Below are 14,789 nucleotides of genomic sequence, written 5' to 3'. Positions count from 1 at the left end.
TTTTTTGCGCGATGATTGGGCCGGCTATGAAATCAGTCCGTGGCGTTTTGCGCGAAACTTTGGATAGACTACACGCATGAAAATTCTGATTCTCGGTGCCACTGGTTTTATTGGTTCGGCTATCATCCGCAGGCTTCTGCGTGATGGCCATGCCGTCACGGGCCTTGGCCGATATACCGATGCTTCCAAGCGGAAAGTCCCCTTTGCAGATTGGGTGACCGCAGATCTTGCACACCTGACGACGCCAGGGGATTGGCGGTCGCTGGTTGAAGACCACGATGCCATCGTCAACTGCGCGGGCGCGCTTCAGGATGGCCTGTCCGACGATCTTGTCGCCACGCAGGAAAGATCGATGCTGGCGCTTTATCATGCAAGCATGCAGGCTGGTGGACGGCTGATCGTGCAGATATCTGCCCGCACATCCAACATGGCATCCGACACTGCTTTCCTCGCCACCAAGCAGCGTGCCGATCAGGCATTGGCAGCAAGCGGCCTGCCCCATGTCATCCTTCGCCCCGCGCTCGTCATCGGACGCAACGCCCATGGCGGCACGGCACTGCTCAGAGCATTGGCGAGCATTCCTTACGTCACGCCGATGGTCCATGCTCAAAGCCCCGTGCAAACCGTGGCCCTGTCTGATGTCGCCAACGTCGTGGCCGACGCAATCAGTGGAAAAATCGAACCGGGTGCTGATCTGCATCTGGCGGCAGGCGAAATATTGACCTTGCAGCAATTGATAGGGCTTCATCGTCAATGGCTGGGGCTGGCCAGCAGCCCAACCGCCTCACTCCCGGCGATGCTGGCAGCACCGGTCACATGGCTAGCCGATATGGCGGGGCGGCTTGGATGGCGCTCCCCTCTGCGCTCAACAGCCATGGCGGTGATGTCTCAAGGCGTAACGGTTGACGGTGCTTACCCTCAAGGTTTCGCATTCAAGACGGCGGCGCAGACGCTGGCAGACAACCCATCAGGCATTCAAGACCTTTGGGTTGCCCGGCTTTTCCTGCTGAAACCCGTCATCATCATCTGCCTGTCACTGTTCTGGCTTCTCTCCGGCCTCATACCGCTTTTCGATGTCTCCAGAGCATCGGCCCATTTTCTGCCTTTCATGCCGAGCGGTGCTGCTTTGACGGTTGCGATAGCCACCTGCTTCATCGACATTGCGCTGGGAGCAGCCGTTCTGCTGCGACCTTATGCTCGCAAAGCCATGTTCGGCATGCTGCTTGTAACAAGCGCCTACCTGCTTGGCGGAACGGTGTTGGTACCCGAACTGTGGCTCGATCCGCTCGGGCCGCTGATCAAGGTGATTCCTTCCATTGCTCTAACCCTTGCCGCACTGGCGATACTGGACGAAAGATAGGCCCATGTTGGAGGACCTCATTCGCCTTGCCCATGTCATCGGCGCGACGGTTCTGTTTGGCACGGGTGCAGGCATTGCCTTCTTCATGGTCATGGCACGCAGAACGGAAAACCCGGCCCTCATTGCGCATGTTGCGGGGACAGTGGTGATTGCCGACACCGTCTTCACTGCAACGGCTGCCATTCTTCAACCCATCACCGGCTATATGCTCGCCCGCATCATCGGCTGGCCATTGACGGAAGGCTGGGTGTTCCTTTCCCTGCTGCTCTATGTCTTCGTCGGCGTTTTCTGGCTGCCGGTGGTGTGGATACAGATAAGGCTGCGGAACATCGCCCGCCTGGCTGCCGCGTCTGGCGAGCCTTTGCCGCCGCAGTGGTTCCGGCTCTACCGCATCTGGTTTGCATGTGGTTTTCCCGCATTCTTCGCCGTTATTGGAATCGTTTGGTTGATGCTGATGAAGCCGGATATTCCGCTCTGGAACTGACGCGTCAGTTTTTTCGTAACAGGAGGGAATAAACTCGCCCTGCCCGGTGTCTTATTCTCGTTGGCGGCAGACGCTGCCTGATCCAGAGGAGGACATCCATGAAAATGCGTGCTTTAATCTCGCTTGCGGCTTTTGCCATCGCAAGCTCCGCTTTCGCCGCGCCGATGGTTGAAACCGTCAAGGCCGATAAGGGCAATGTTCTTGCCGGTGATAAAGGCATGACCCTTTACACCTACAAGAAGGACATGAAGGGCGAGTCCAGCTGCTATGAAAAATGCGCTACCAACTGGCCACCTTTCTTTGCCTCGGACAGCGACAAAGCCGATGGCGCCTATACGATTGTTACCCGCAAGGACGGAAAGAAACAGTGGGCCAAGGATGGCATGCCGCTGTATTATTGGGCCAAAGACATGAAAAAGGGTGACATGACGGGCGACGGCATGGGCGGAAATTGGGATGTCGCAAAGCCATAACGGCAAAGGTAGTGATCGGCGGGGACAATCTGCCCCCGCCCCCGGCTCGTTCGAAGCGCAGATGCTGGCCCTCATGCCATCGCTGCGGCGCTATTCGCGCAGCCTTTCTCGCCATGATGCCGACGGCGAGGATCTGTTTCAGGACTGCATCGAAAAAGCGCTTCTCAACCGGCATCAATGGCGCGGCGGCGGGCTGAAGGCATGGGCCTATGCCATCATGACCAACCTTTACCGCAACCGGCATCGCAGCGAAAAACGCCACCCGTCCGAAAGCCTCGATGGCCATGAGGAGGATGCGGGTAGCACAGAAACCCAAGGCGACACGCTGGAAAACGACCGGCTGCACCACGCTCTTGCCGGGCTAGCACCCGAGGCGCGCGCGGTTTTGATGCTGGTGACTGTGGAAGGCTACAGCTATCAGGAAGTGGCAGACATGATGCACATTCCCATCGGCACCGTCATGTCGCGGCTTTCGCGCACGCGGGAAACGCTGCGGGCGCAGCTTGCCGCAGACAATATCATTCCTCTTCGGAGACCGAAATGAACAGCACCGACGCCATATCAGAAACAGACCTGCACGCCTATGTGGATGGCCACCTTGGTGATGCGGAGCGTTTGCGCGTCGAAGCCTGGCTTGCCGACCACCCGGAAGATCGTAAACGCATCGCAGAATGGCAGACACAGGCACAGATGCTGCGCAACGCCTTTGCCCCTTATGAAACCAGCCGCGAGAGCGACCGGCTGATGCTAACCGCTGCGCCGCGCCGCTGGGCTCCCCTTCTGGCGCGCACCGCCGCCGCCTGCCTCATCTTTGCCGCCGGTGCCGTGGCCGGGCAGTTTCTGCCGCAGATGCGATTGAAAGCACCTGAAGCTGCGTCGCTGACCCAGACTGCGGATATTTCCAGCCAGTCGAAATCCGCCTATCTGATCTATGCCAGTGAGGTGCGTCACCCGGTCGAGGTTGGCGCAGACCAGCAGCAGCATCTGGGCACATGGCTCGGCAAACGCCTGGGTTCACCCTTTGCGATCCCTGATCTCAGCACTATCGGCTTTACTCTCGTTGGCGGGCGTCTGGTTCCCGTCAGCGGCAAGCCGGGCGCTATGCTGATGTATCAGAACCAAGCCGGGCAGCGGGTTACGGTTCTGATTGGCCATAACCCTGATAATCGCGAAACCAGCTTTAGGCTGGCCAGCGCCGATGGCATCGAAACCTTCTACTGGATCGACAATGCGCTGGGATACGCCGTATCCGGCGAGATTTCCAAGGATGATCTGCAGAAGATCGCCGAGGAATGTTACCGGCAGTTTCCGGCTTAAAACTATTTCAGCATCGGCCACAGGCTAATCACCAGCAGCACAGCCATGGTGATGTTGAACCATTTCAGCCGCGCAGGCACCGATAGCCATTCCCGCAGCGCAGAACCGAACCCTGCCCATGTGGAAACGCTGGGCAGATTGACGGCGGCAAAGGCGATGCCAACAAGCATGACTGTGAAATAATACTGGCTGTCATCCGTGTACGTCGCCATGGCAGTGACCGCCATAACCCAGGCCTTTGGGTTGACCCACTGAAACGCCGCCGCGCCGAGAAAGGTCATCGGCTCCGCACCCACCTTGCCATCGCTGAGGGAGCGCGACGTGCCGATTTTCCACGCAACCCACAGCAGATAGGCACCGCCTGCGAATTTCAGCAGCGTGTAGAGAACGGGAACGGAATGCAGCAAAGCGCCCAGCCCCAGCCCGACGCCGATCAGCAATGACAGAAACCCCGCACCGATGCCCAGCATGTGCGGAATGGTCCTGCGAAAACCGAAATTCACACCCGATGCAAACAGCATCATATTGTTCGGTCCCGGCGTGATCGATGTCGTGAAAGCGAAAAGCAAAAGCGCGATAAAGGTCTCGATTGTCATGGTGTCCCTCTCGCGGCCAAATCTACGCGCGCTCCCTTTTAAACACCAGTCAGGGAGGCGAATGGAAATGCCCACAAGTTTTGATGGATCGACGCTGGGACTGATTGGTTTATGGTACTGACAGCATTGAGAGGAGACACCGCATGTTCGACGACATCCCCACCGTCACCCTGCCCTCCGGCACATCCATTCCCGCGCTGGGCATCGGCACCTGGAACATGGGCGAAACGACCGCCGATGCGGCTCAGGAAATCGCCAGCATCCGCAAGGCCATAGAGCTTGGCATGACAGTGGTTGATACAGCGGAAATGTATGCCGATGGCCGCTCCGAGGAAGTCGTTGGCGAGGCGATCCAATCCCTGCGCGATGAAGTGTTCCTCGTCAGCAAGGTTTACCCCTACAATGCCAGCGCCCAAGGCGCCATCGAAGCCTGCGAGCGCAGCCTCGAGCGGCTGGGAACCGACCACCTCGACCTATACCTGCTGCACTGGCGCGGCTCCTATCCGCTGGAAGAGACGGTCGGCGCATTCGAAAAGCTGAAGGCTGACGGAAAGATCAGGAATTGGGGCGTTTCCAACTTCGATACCGACGATATGGAAGAGCTGTTTTCCGTAACCGATGGCAAGAACTGCGCGGCCAATCAGGTGCTTTACAACCTCTCCCGTCGCGGGCCGGAATACGACCTGCTGCCCTGGTGCCAGAGCCACGGCGTGCCCGTTATGGCCTACTCGCCCATAGAGCAAGGCCGCATCCTCTCCAACCACGAACTCATCCGCATCGCCAAGGCTTATCAGGCCACACCGGCACAGGTGGCGCTGGCTTTCCTTCTGGAACGCGACGGCGTTATGCCCATCCCGAAATCCTCAGACCCCGAACGTGTAGCCGAGAACCGAGGCGCCACAGAACTGGAAATCACCGACGAAGACTGGGCCGCACTGGACGCGGCATTCCCGCCGCCACAGAAGAAGGTTTCGCTTGAGATGCTTTGATTTTAAGCACTTGCGCCGCCTTTCAGATTCAAAATCTCAGCGACATTATCCAAACATCGTCCGTCATATTTCAGCGCGGGCGATAAAACAGCTTGAGGAACAGATAGACGGGATAGCTGATGATGATGAGGATAATAGCCGCCTCATGCGTTGACGCAACGTCCGCCCAGCCCTCCATTTTGGAGTTGCTGCCAAATACACCCACACCGAAAAGCAAAGCGCCAACAAGGAGAATGGCGGAACTAATCAGTACGCCCCACCACTCCAGTTCAAGCGATCCCGCCCACGCCGCGTAGCCCACGATGCTGGCACCGGCAAACATCAGGAAGCCGACAGTAAGCAGATAGCTTCGCCAGAACAACGCTCCATCCAACTGCCTTAAACGTTTTGACATGCCTGAAACCTCGATGGAATGTTTGTATGATTTTACAATCCCTGCAATATCTAAGGCCTTACAGATAAATTTCATCGGGCTAGAGACATTTTACGGCGAAAGAGGAACTATGCTTCGACCCCTAATTCAGGCAGGGCTGTGTCTTGCAGCCTTTTCTACTCTGATTGCTTCTGCCGTCGCGAGCCGTGCGGAAGACAGCCCCGCACCGTCTTTTGATGCTGCCAGTGCTTTCTGTGATCGGCAAACTTTCACCTTGGAAAAGATAGAAGAGGTCGTGCCGTGGCTCGATTATTTCAGTGGGCTGCGCTCTCGGCGATCACCAGCGCCACAGGATAATTGCCCGAGCGGCGCTATTCGTGCGGTCATCAATATCACCAGCAGCGGCAGCATAGAGATGGCGGAAGCCTTACGAGAAGGTTTCTTCAAATCTTACGTCGCTAGAGCTATGGAGCCGGATTTGGCAGATCGGCGAATTGATCAGGACGGCACGTTTCGCTACAGAAATGATGTGGTTTTGGCAGGCTTCGTTTGGTTTCTTTGCCCAGGGCGCGGAGACGAAAGGGTGTCCTGTGTCAAACAAATCGTCGCAGGGTTTCCTGATGAATTCCTAAAAACCAGTCCCGTATTTTGCGACTTCGCTGAGTTTGATAGCGCCAAGGTTGAGTGGCCGTCAAACCGGCAAACTAATCCGCTGGTATGTGCACAAAGTAATTTTCCCGACCCAACCTCTTGGCTAGATCGGGCTTAAAGTGAACTTGTGCGGTGAGATAAAAATGTTCTGAAAGCAGAGCTTGGTGGAACAGGCATCCATCCCCTGCAAGAATGCCTGCGACCGTAACCGCAGGCATTTTTAAAGAGTCCCTTGGAATTACATTCCCTGCGGACCACGGTTCATCGCCGCGATACCGGTGCGGCAGACTTCGAGCAGGCCGAGCGGCTTGATGATGGTCAGGAACTGGTCGATCTTCGAAGACTTGCCGGTGATTTCGAAGATGAAATGCTCCAGCGTCGCATCCACCACCTTGGCATGGAAGGCATCGGCCAGGCGCAGGGTCTCGGCGCGATCTTCGCCGCGTCCTGCCACCTTGATGAGCGCGACTTCGCGCTCGATGGGGCGGTCCTGACCGTTCTGGCGGGCGCGGACGGTGAGGTCTACGACGCGGTGAACCGGCACGATGCGCTCAAGCTGCGCCTTGATCTGCTCCAGCACGCCCGGCGTGCCACGCGTGACTATGGTGATGCGCGACAGGTGCGATTCGTGTTCCGTTTCCGAAACGGTCAGGCTTTCGATGTTGTAACCGCGACCGGAAAACAGGCCGATGACGCGGGCGAGAACGCCCGGCTCATTGGCGACGAGGACCGATAGGGTGTGGTTTTCGACGGTTTCCGTTTCCTTCTGAATGAAGTAGGCCGAACCGGTAGGCTGTAGGTGTGCGTTCATATCCGTGTTCCTCTCCCAATCAGACTAGCTGACGGCCCTTGGCGTCGATGGCGTTTGCAACGGCTTCGTCGGTTGCTTCATCCGGCAACAGCATCTCGTTATGCGCTTTACCTGATGGAATCATCGGGAAGCAATTGGCGAGATTGGCCACGCGGCAATCGAAGATAACAGGCTTGTCGACTGCGATCATCTCGGCAATCTTGTCATCCAGTTCCCTCGGGTCATCGCAATACATGCCAACGCCGCCGTAAGCTTCCGCCAGCTTGACGAAGTCGGGCATCGCTTCCGTATAGGAGTTGGACAGGCGGTTGCCGTGCAGCAGCTGCTGCCACTGGCGCACCATGCCCATATATTGGTTGTTCAGGATGAAAATCTTGACCGGCAGATTGTACTGGATGGCGCAGGACATTTCTTGAATGCACATCTGGATCGATGCGTCACCGGCGATGTCGATAACCAGAGCTTCCGGATGCGCAACCTGAACACCGATGGCGGCAGGCAGGCCGTAACCCATGGTGCCCAGACCGCCAGATGTCATCCAGTGGTTCGGCTCTTCGAAACCGAAGAACTGCGCTGCCCACATCTGGTGCTGGCCGACTTCCGTCGTGATGTAGGTGTCGCGACCCTTCGATGCTTCATACAGACGCTGAATGGCATATTGCGGCATGATGACATCGTTGGAGTTCTTGTAGGCGAAGGATTTGCGCGCGCGCCAGCGGTCGATCTGCTGATGCCACTCTTCCGTCTGAGCCTTTTCAGGACGCTTTGGCAGAGCTCGCCACAGACGAACCATGTCCTCCAGAACCCGACCGACATCGCCAACGATGGGAACATCGACGCGTACATTCTTGTTGATCGAAGACGGGTCGATATCGATGTGGATTTTTTTGGAATTCGGAGCAAAGGCATTCAGACGGCCGGTAATACGGTCATCGAAACGCGCGCCGACACAGACCATAACGTCGCAATCATGCATCGCCATGTTGGCTTCGTAAGAGCCGTGCATGCCCAGCATGCCCAGCCAGTTCTTGCCGGATGCCGGGTAGCAACCCAGACCCATCAAGGTCGAGGTAATGGGAAAATCGGTCAGTTCGACAAGTTCACGCAGCAAACGCGTGGCTTCCGGGCCGGAGTTGATGACGCCGCCGCCGGTGTAGAGGATCGGGCGCTTGGCCTTCGACATCAGTTCGATGGCAGCGTGAACGGCGTTCAGATCACCCTGAACCTTCGGCTTGTAGCTCTTCTGCTGGATGGCAGCCGATGGCGGCGTGTAGGTGCCGGTTGCGAACTGAATGTCCTTGGGAACATCGACAACGACAGGACCCGGACGACCGGTCTGGGCAATGCGGAAGGCTTCATGAATGATGCCAGCCAGCTCGTTGACGTCCTTGACCAGCCAGTTGTGCTTGGTGCAGGGGCGCGTGATGCCAACGGTATCGCATTCCTGAAACGCATCGGAGCCGATGAGCGAGGTTGGAACCTGGCCGGAAATGCAGACCAGCGGAATGCTATCCATCAAGGCGTCCTGCAGGGGCGTAACAGCATTGGTGGCGCCGGGGCCGGAGGTGACCAGCATGACGCCGACCTTGCCGGTGGAACGGGCATAACCTTCAGCGGCGTGGCCTGCACCCTGTTCGTGGCGAACGAGAATGTGCTGGATGTCGTCCTGCTGGAAAATCTCGTCATAAATCGGAAGAACTGCACCACCGGGATAGCCGAAAATATGCTCGACGCCGTTATCCTTCAGCGCGCGCAGAACGATTTCCGCGCCCGTCATGGTGTTGCTGTTGTCCGTATTGTCCTTATCCGTCATTGCCTGTTCCATCCCGATTTTGGCTTTGGATATCGCGGAGCCATCTGGCCCAAGTGAAGACATAAAAAAAGGCCCCTTTGAGGAGCCTCGTTCAGCGCATGGGTGCTTTCGCCGGATGGTTACACCATCCTGCCCATGCGCCGTCCCACCACGATAAGTACGTTAAGATTTTTCATGGGCCCGAGTGTTAGACACAAAACCATTCTCCGTCAACGCATATTGCGGAAAAAATCGGCATTCATTCCATTTATTGCGAGTTAGGCCCATTCGAAGAAATAAAAATACGCCCGAACTACACCAGTTGTTAAACGCAATCTTATAGGCTCTCCGGCAACGAACGGGACCAACCCGTGTGCGGCCGCCTGGAAAAGGCCGACAAGACCTATGACAGGGGCGAGACGTGTTCAACGACGACCTTCGCAAATCAGCAAAAGCAGGCGAACAGGACCGCCGGGATGAAGCATCGGCTGGCAACCGTCTGCTGGGTCACGTCATTTCCTGCACCGGCTCCCGCGCCACGATTTCCGCAACGACTGAGCCAGGCAAGACCGACCTTGCCGAACTCTGGTCCGTCGGCCGCCTGATCTCCATTGATCTCGGCGAAACCCGCGTTGCCGCCCTCACCTATGCAATGAAGACCGGACAGGCCGAATGGTCTGCCAGCCGCAGCAACACGCTGTTGATCGAGGTGGAACTGCTGGGCGAAATCCATCGCGCGACGGATGGCTCCGAGCGCTTCTCCACGGGCATCTCCCGCTATCCCTATCTCGGTGCTGTCGCCCATCGCATCCGCGCCAGCGACCTGATGCGCATTTACGAAACGTCAGGCAGCGGCGCGTCCGTGGTCGGCCGCCTGACGCAGGATGACAGCATCGATGCGACGATCAGCATTCCACAAATGCTATCGAAACATTTCGCAGTGCTGGGCTCCACCGGCGTCGGCAAATCCACCGCCGTCTCCCTGCTGCTGCACAAGGCGATTGAGCAGGACCCGAAACTGCGCGTGTTGATTCTCGATCCGCACAATGAATTCGCCGCAGCTTTCCCCATGACGTCGGTCGTTATCGATACCGACACGCTGGACCTGCCCTTCTGGTTGATGAAGCTGGAAGAATTTACCGAAGTCCTGTATCGGGGACGCAAGGCGGTTTCCGAAGAACTGGATGTTCTGCGTGACCTGATACCCGAGGCCAAGCGCGCCTTTCGCGGCTCTGAAAACTCCGTCATGCGCCGCGCCTCGGAAAAATCCTCGCTGACAGCAGATACACCGGTTCCTTACCGCATCGCCGACCTGCTGGCGCTGATCGATGAGCGCATCGGGCGGCTGGAGGGTCGCGACGAGAAGCCTGCTCTGCGCAATCTGAAAATGCGCATCATGTCGGCTATCAACGATCCGCGTTATCACTTCATGTTCTCCAATAGCACCATTTCCGACACGATTATGGAGACGGTGGCGCATATTTTCCGCGTACCGGGAGAAGGCAAGCCGATTTCCGTGTTCCAGCTGGCGGGTATTCCCTCCGAGGTGGTGAATTCGGTGGCCTCGGTGCTTTGCCGCATGGCCTTCGAATTGGCACTCTGGAGTCAGGGCGCGATCCACACGCTGGTCGTTTGCGAAGAAGCCCACCGTTACGTGCCTGCCGACCCGGCGCTCGGTTTCTTCCCGACGCGTCAGGCCATTGCCCGCATCGCGAAAGAGGGCCGTAAATACGGCGTATCACTCGGCATCATCACCCAGCGCCCAGGAGAGCTCGATCAGACGATTCTCTCGCAATGTTCCACCGTTTTCGCCATGAGGCTTTCCAACGAAAACGATCAGGAAATCATCCGCTCGGCCATTCCGAACTCATCGGTCTCAACCACCAGCTTCCTGTCCTCCATCGGCAATGGCGAAGCCATCGCCTTTGGTGAGGCCATCAGCGTTCCCATGCGCATTCGCTTCAACCGCGTGCCTGCGCATATTCTGCCTAAGGCAAATGGCGTGATGCCATCCATCGTTGAAGATACGCCGGATACGGTCGATCTGCGCTCCATCGTCAAACGCATGCGTGCCGTAAACGGCCCCGACATCTCCGGCTTCCGCCAGAGCTACGATGCCAAAATCGCGCAGGATGCCGACGAGGAAGAATTCGAAAGCTGGAAAAAGGAATTCCACGCAAACAGCAGCAGCGAACCCTACCGCCCGGAAATGCTGCCGCGAAGCTCGGTATTTGCCTCCAGAGCGCAAATGCCTGATGTTTCGACCGGCACGGCGCCAGTGTTGCGGGAGGACGTTCCGTCGCGTTCATTTATTGGCGAGGAGCCGAGGTCTTCACTGAGAGAAAGTTTGCTGAAGAAGCCGTTGGGAAGTTTGTATCGGAAGGATTGAGAGGGGCTAGGCCGTTGCTCAAACCTTCCTCATCCCTGTGCTTGTCACAGGGATCCAGCCAGCCCAAGTCTTTGGGCTGAAGAGACTTTTCCCGCCGCGCAGACGCGCATCGACTGGATTCCTGTCACAAGGACAGGAATGAGGGAAGAGAGAGAACTCACGGCACCACCCTCTCCCAATCCTCCCCCATCTGGTTGCGAAACCATGTCATTTGCCGCTTGGCATATTGCCGTGTCGCCGCCGCAGCTTTTTCGATCACCTCGGCCTGCGTCATTCGCCCCGCCAGCATTTCGGCAATCTGCGATACCCCGATGGCCTTCATAACGGTCGCATCAGGGGGAATATCCAGCGCCAGCAGCGCTTCTACCTCTTCCACCGCGCCGCTCTGCATCATGCCTGCAAAACGACGGTTAATGCGGTCATGCAGCACCGCCCGTTCCGGGAGAACCACAAATTTGCGTGCACGCGCCGCATCGATGATGACGGGACCGCTGGCGTCCTGAAACACGCGAATGGATTGTCCGGTCGTGGCAAGAACTTCGAGCGCCCGCACGATGCGTTGCCCATCGCTCGGGCTGAGGCTCGCCGCCGTTTGCGGGTCGTCGATCGCCAGTTCGGCGTAAAGCTCAGCCGGTCCCTCTTCCAGCAGCCGCATGCGGTAACACTCGCGAATATCTGCGGGAATGGCAGGCATATCGGACAGGCCACCGGTCAGCGCCTTGAAATACAGCCCGGTGCCGCCGACGATAACAGGATAGCGCCCCTCGCCGCGCATCGTTTCAAGAAGCGCCGTGATGTCGCGCAGCCATTCACCCGTCGAATAAAGTTTGACCGCGGGAACATGGCCATAGAGGTGGTGTGGTACGCCTTCCATGTCGTCCTCAGAAGGCCGCGCCGTCAGCACCTGCAACGTATCATAGACCTGCATGCTATCTGCATTGATAACGACGCCATTCGTCTTCCGCGCCAAACGAAGCGCAAGCGCGGACTTGCCGCTCGCCGTCGGGCCGGTTATCAGGGTCGCATCAAATTCGTCAACAAGGTTTTTCATCATGGCTCTCGTTGCCACGCTTATCGCCAATCCGTCAAATCCTGTTCTGAATTCCACCATTGCAGAAAGCGCCGCCAAGGCGCTCGATGCATCAGGCCTTTACTGGCTGGCGGACGGGATCGCCTGCGATCTGGTGCTGCGCGACGGAACCGACATCGCGGCAGCCGAACGCGTGCTGCGCATGGCCATCGTTGACCGACCCATCGATATCGCCATTCAGGATCAAGACAAGCGCCGCAAGAAAATCCTCATCGCAGACATGGATTCGACCATGATCGGCCAGGAATGTATCGATGAATTGGCCGCCGAAGTTGGCCTCAAGGACCAGGTGTCGACCATCACCGCCCGCGCCATGAATGGTGAGATCGCCTTCGAACCCGCGCTTCGCGAGCGTGTCGCGCTGCTGAAAGGCCTGCCGATTTCCGTCGTGAATGAGGTCATCGAAAAACGCATCACGCTCACACCGGGCGGCATGGAACTCATCGCCACCATGAAGGCGAAGGGGCATTACACCGCTCTGGTTTCCGGTGGCTTCACCGTCTTCACCAGCCGCATCGCGGCGACGCTTGGCTTCGATGAAAACCGCGCCAATATTCTGGGCGAAAAGGACGGTCTTCTTGATGGCACGGTGGCCGAACCCATTCTCGGCAAGCAGGCCAAGGTCGATGCCCTAAACGACATCGCCACCAAACTCGGCATATCGCCCGAGGATGCCATTGCCGTGGGCGATGGCGCCAATGATCTCGGCATGCTGCATCTGGCCGGTTCCGGCGTTGCCCTTCACGCCAAGCCCGCCGTTGCCGCCGAAGCGAAAATCCGCATCGATCACAGCGATCTCACCGCGCTTCTTTACCTTCAGGGCTATAGAAAGTCCGATTTCGTCAGCCCATGATTGTCAGTGGAACACCCAGACTGATCCTTCGGGATTGGAAAGACACCGATCGCGATCTGTTTCGTGAGGTCAATGCCGATCCCGATGTCATGGCATTTTTTCCGCATCAGCGCAGCCATGACGAATCCGACGCGGCGCTCAAGCACGTCAACGACATGATCCACGCGACCGGATACGGGTTTTACGCGGTGGAATTGCGCGAGACCGGCGAGCCGATCGGCTTCTGCGGTATAGCGCCTGCCAATCTGGACGGCATATTCCCACTTGGCACCATGGAAATCGGCTGGCGACTGGCCACCCGTTACTGGGGCCACGGCTACGTCACGGAAGCGGCGAAATCACTGCTATCAATGGCTTTCGATGAAAAGAAACTGCCGGAAATCGTGTCTTTTGCCGTTCACGACAATCTACGCTCAATCGCCGTCATGAAACGCATCGGCCTCATCCGCGACGCCTCCCGCGATTTCCTGCACCCCCGCGTACCGGACAGCCACCCTCACCTCAAGCCGCATGTTACTTACGCGCTGACGCTGGAGCGGTGGTTGGGGAAGTAAGGCATAATTTCCGTCAACTCCGGGCAGCGATGACGTTAAAATAAATGAATAGGAGTGGCGTTTTCTGGAGTGAGACTCTTTCGATGCGAGCAACATCAAGACGCCACATCAGCCTCCGTCATGCTCGGGCTTGTCCCGAGCATCTAACGAACCCCAACAATCAACGTAGTTAAATCCACGGGACAAGCCCGAGCATAATGTCGTGGTCTTTGGCTGTTCTCGAAAACAGAGCAACGCGACATCACTGGATTCGGCCAGCGTTAAGCGTCGTCCCCCTCACCCTTATCCAGCTTGCCCTGATCCAGCACACGAGTGGCCTTGTCGTTCAAAGCGGAGGTGAGGTTCTTTTCGGCCTTGGTGCGGCCAAAGGTCAGGCGGTTTTGCTCCGCCTGTTTTTCTTTGTCGGTGCGCGCCTTCTGTTTGCGAAACTGGCGCAGATTTACGATATCGCCTGTCACGACCATCTCCCAATCTGCGCCATGCAATCACTTGTTCTTGCGGAATGCGTCCAGCGAAACGACCGAACCGGCCTTCTTTTCTTCGTCTGTCTTCTTGTCTTCAGACGATGCAGGCTTGCCTTCAGCGGGTACCGGGTAAGCGGTGATTTCCGCTTCGACGACTTCCTCTTCTTCCGCCAGGGGAACGTCGAATTCTAGTTCGAAATTCACCGACGGATCGTAGAAGCCGCGGATCGCGTTGAAAGGCACAACCAGCTTTTCAGGCGTGTCGGAGAAGGACAGGCCGATTTCGAACTGAGTATCGGTAACCTTCATGTCCCAGAACTGATGCTGGATGACGATGGTCATCTGCTCGGCATATTTCGCCTTGAGGTGCTGCGAGATGCGCACACCCGGCGCGCCGGTCAGGAATGTGATGAAGAAATGATGGTCGCCGGGAAGCCTGCTCGTGGCTGCGACTTCGCTCAATACCTTGCGAATAACGCCGCGAAGGGCATCCTGTGCGAGAATGTCGTAACGGATATGATCCTGCCCCATGCGGTCCTGTCTTTCCTTATTCGAACGTCTTTTACCTAAGTATACGCAATGTCTTAGATCGC

17 protein-coding genes are annotated in these 14,789 nt (G+C 57.4%); 10 read left to right on the top strand and 7 right to left on the bottom strand.

Annotated elements, in window-relative coordinates; all coding sequences use genetic code 11:
• The first annotated feature begins 76 nt into the window (after positions 1–76).
• The 5 genes from ABUK73_RS15830 (at position 77) to ABUK73_RS15810 (ending at position 3,634) form a co-directional block, all read left to right on the top strand.
• The gene (locus tag ABUK73_RS15830) at positions 77–1,360 is read left to right on the top strand and encodes an SDR family oxidoreductase (protein ID WP_353578121.1); all 1,284 of its coding nucleotides are present in this window, start codon (positions 77–79) and stop codon (positions 1,358–1,360) included.
• A gap of 4 nt (positions 1,361–1,364) precedes the next feature.
• Complete coding sequence (locus ABUK73_RS15825) at positions 1,365–1,844, top strand: DUF2269 family protein (protein WP_353578120.1); 480 nt, start codon at positions 1,365–1,367, stop codon at positions 1,842–1,844.
• Between the two features lie 98 nt (positions 1,845–1,942).
• A complete protein-coding gene (locus ABUK73_RS15820) occupies positions 1,943–2,317 on the top strand; it encodes a COG4315 family predicted lipoprotein (protein ID WP_353578119.1) in 375 nt (124 codons plus the stop codon).
• Positions 2,301–2,861 carry an RNA polymerase sigma factor gene (locus ABUK73_RS15815; protein WP_353578118.1) on the top strand — a complete coding sequence of 187 codons (561 nt, stop codon included), beginning with the start codon at positions 2,301–2,303 and terminating at the stop codon, positions 2,859–2,861. The genes ABUK73_RS15820 and ABUK73_RS15815 overlap by 17 nt, the downstream gene beginning before the upstream one ends.
• Positions 2,858–3,634: an anti-sigma factor family protein gene (locus ABUK73_RS15810; protein WP_353578117.1), complete on the top strand. Its 777-nt coding sequence runs from the start codon at positions 2,858–2,860 to the stop codon at positions 3,632–3,634. The genes ABUK73_RS15815 and ABUK73_RS15810 overlap by 4 nt, the downstream gene beginning before the upstream one ends.
• 2 nt (positions 3,635–3,636) lie before the next feature.
• Here ABUK73_RS15810 and ABUK73_RS15805 read toward each other — a convergent pair whose 3' ends face one another.
• A complete protein-coding gene (locus ABUK73_RS15805; RefSeq protein ID WP_353578116.1) occupies positions 3,637–4,230 on the bottom strand; it encodes a LysE family translocator in 594 nt (197 codons plus the stop codon).
• A 143-nt stretch (positions 4,231–4,373) separates the two neighbouring features.
• On the opposite strand from ABUK73_RS15805, the gene ABUK73_RS15800 reads away from it, so the two are divergent.
• Positions 4,374–5,219, top strand: coding sequence for an aldo/keto reductase (locus ABUK73_RS15800; RefSeq protein ID WP_353578115.1), 846 nt, complete (start codon positions 4,374–4,376; stop codon positions 5,217–5,219).
• A gap of 70 nt (positions 5,220–5,289) precedes the next feature.
• On the opposite strand, the gene ABUK73_RS15795 is transcribed toward ABUK73_RS15800, so the two are convergent.
• Positions 5,290–5,613, bottom strand: coding sequence for a hypothetical protein (locus ABUK73_RS15795; RefSeq protein ID WP_353578114.1), 324 nt, complete (start codon positions 5,611–5,613; stop codon positions 5,290–5,292).
• Between ABUK73_RS15795 and ABUK73_RS15790 the strand changes: the two genes are divergently transcribed.
• A complete protein-coding gene (locus ABUK73_RS15790; protein ID WP_353578113.1) occupies positions 5,612–6,361 on the top strand; it encodes a hypothetical protein in 750 nt (249 codons plus the stop codon). The two genes, ABUK73_RS15795 and ABUK73_RS15790, sit on opposite strands and share 2 nt — an antisense overlap.
• 120 nt (positions 6,362–6,481) lie before the next feature.
• On the opposite strand, the gene ilvN is transcribed toward ABUK73_RS15790, so the two are convergent.
• Positions 6,482–7,054, bottom strand: a complete 573-nt coding sequence (gene ilvN / locus ABUK73_RS15785) for an acetolactate synthase small subunit (protein WP_113087878.1) — start codon at positions 7,052–7,054, stop codon at positions 6,482–6,484.
• 19 nt (positions 7,055–7,073) lie between these two features.
• Entirely contained in the window at positions 7,074–8,867 is a 1,794-nt protein-coding gene (locus tag ABUK73_RS15780) for an acetolactate synthase 3 large subunit (protein WP_353578112.1), read from the bottom strand.
• A 400-nt stretch (positions 8,868–9,267) separates the two neighbouring features.
• On the opposite strand from ABUK73_RS15780, the gene ABUK73_RS15775 reads away from it, so the two are divergent.
• Positions 9,268–11,235: an ATP-binding protein gene (locus tag ABUK73_RS15775; RefSeq protein WP_353578111.1), complete on the top strand. Its 1,968-nt coding sequence runs from the start codon at positions 9,268–9,270 to the stop codon at positions 11,233–11,235.
• A 157-nt stretch (positions 11,236–11,392) separates the two neighbouring features.
• Here ABUK73_RS15775 and miaA read toward each other — a convergent pair whose 3' ends face one another.
• Complete coding sequence (miaA, locus tag ABUK73_RS15770; protein WP_353578110.1) at positions 11,393–12,289, bottom strand: tRNA (adenosine(37)-N6)-dimethylallyltransferase MiaA; 897 nt, start codon at positions 12,287–12,289, stop codon at positions 11,393–11,395.
• On the opposite strand from miaA, the gene serB reads away from it, so the two are divergent.
• Both serB and ABUK73_RS15760 read left to right on the top strand, forming a co-directional pair.
• Entirely contained in the window at positions 12,288–13,178 is an 891-nt protein-coding gene (serB, locus tag ABUK73_RS15765; protein ID WP_353578109.1) for a phosphoserine phosphatase SerB, read from the top strand. The genes miaA and serB overlap by 2 nt on opposite strands.
• Positions 13,175–13,732: a GNAT family N-acetyltransferase gene (locus tag ABUK73_RS15760; RefSeq protein ID WP_353578108.1), complete on the top strand. Its 558-nt coding sequence runs from the start codon at positions 13,175–13,177 to the stop codon at positions 13,730–13,732. The genes serB and ABUK73_RS15760 overlap by 4 nt, the downstream gene beginning before the upstream one ends.
• A gap of 260 nt (positions 13,733–13,992) precedes the next feature.
• On the opposite strand, the gene ABUK73_RS15755 is transcribed toward ABUK73_RS15760, so the two are convergent.
• Together ABUK73_RS15755 and ABUK73_RS15750 are read right to left on the bottom strand one after the other, a co-directional pair.
• Positions 13,993–14,190: a DUF4169 family protein gene (locus tag ABUK73_RS15755; protein WP_353578107.1), complete on the bottom strand. Its 198-nt coding sequence runs from the start codon at positions 14,188–14,190 to the stop codon at positions 13,993–13,995.
• Between the two features lie 27 nt (positions 14,191–14,217).
• The gene (locus tag ABUK73_RS15750) at positions 14,218–14,727 is read right to left on the bottom strand and encodes an SspB family protein (protein ID WP_113087887.1); all 510 of its coding nucleotides are present in this window, start codon (positions 14,725–14,727) and stop codon (positions 14,218–14,220) included.
• Positions 14,728–14,789: the final 62 nt, after the last annotated feature.

Origin of the sequence: Agrobacterium vacciniicorymbosi (assembly GCF_040427045.1) — a bacterium.
In the GTDB taxonomy this organism is placed as follows: Bacteria; Pseudomonadota; Alphaproteobacteria; order Rhizobiales; family Rhizobiaceae; genus Agrobacterium.
The sequence above is the reverse complement of the archived record's forward strand: the minus strand, read 5'-3'. Positions and strand labels throughout refer to the sequence as shown.

Coding starts and splice junctions, on each gene's coding strand:
- serB (WP_353578109.1), top strand. CDS start 12,288: ATGGCTCTCGTTGCCACGCTTATCGCCAATCCGTCAAATCCTGTTCTG.
- ABUK73_RS15760 (WP_353578108.1), top strand. CDS start 13,175: ATGATTGTCAGTGGAACACCCAGACTGATCCTTCGGGATTGGAAAGAC.
- ABUK73_RS15750 (WP_113087887.1), bottom strand. CDS start 14,727: ATGGGGCAGGATCATATCCGTTACGACATTCTCGCACAGGATGCCCTT.
- ABUK73_RS15830 (WP_353578121.1), top strand. CDS start 77: ATGAAAATTCTGATTCTCGGTGCCACTGGTTTTATTGGTTCGGCTATC.
- ABUK73_RS15815 (WP_353578118.1), top strand. CDS start 2,301: ATGTCGCAAAGCCATAACGGCAAAGGTAGTGATCGGCGGGGACAATCT.
- ABUK73_RS15820 (WP_353578119.1), top strand. CDS start 1,943: ATGAAAATGCGTGCTTTAATCTCGCTTGCGGCTTTTGCCATCGCAAGC.
- ABUK73_RS15780 (WP_353578112.1), bottom strand. CDS start 8,867: ATGACGGATAAGGACAATACGGACAACAGCAACACCATGACGGGCGCG.
- ABUK73_RS15800 (WP_353578115.1), top strand. CDS start 4,374: ATGTTCGACGACATCCCCACCGTCACCCTGCCCTCCGGCACATCCATT.
- miaA (WP_353578110.1), bottom strand. CDS start 12,289: ATGATGAAAAACCTTGTTGACGAATTTGATGCGACCCTGATAACCGGC.
- ABUK73_RS15825 (WP_353578120.1), top strand. CDS start 1,365: ATGTTGGAGGACCTCATTCGCCTTGCCCATGTCATCGGCGCGACGGTT.
- ABUK73_RS15795 (WP_353578114.1), bottom strand. CDS start 5,613: ATGTCAAAACGTTTAAGGCAGTTGGATGGAGCGTTGTTCTGGCGAAGC.
- ilvN (WP_113087878.1), bottom strand. CDS start 7,054: ATGAACGCACACCTACAGCCTACCGGTTCGGCCTACTTCATTCAGAAG.
- ABUK73_RS15810 (WP_353578117.1), top strand. CDS start 2,858: ATGAACAGCACCGACGCCATATCAGAAACAGACCTGCACGCCTATGTG.
- ABUK73_RS15805 (WP_353578116.1), bottom strand. CDS start 4,230: ATGACAATCGAGACCTTTATCGCGCTTTTGCTTTTCGCTTTCACGACA.
- ABUK73_RS15790 (WP_353578113.1), top strand. CDS start 5,612: ATGCCTGAAACCTCGATGGAATGTTTGTATGATTTTACAATCCCTGCA.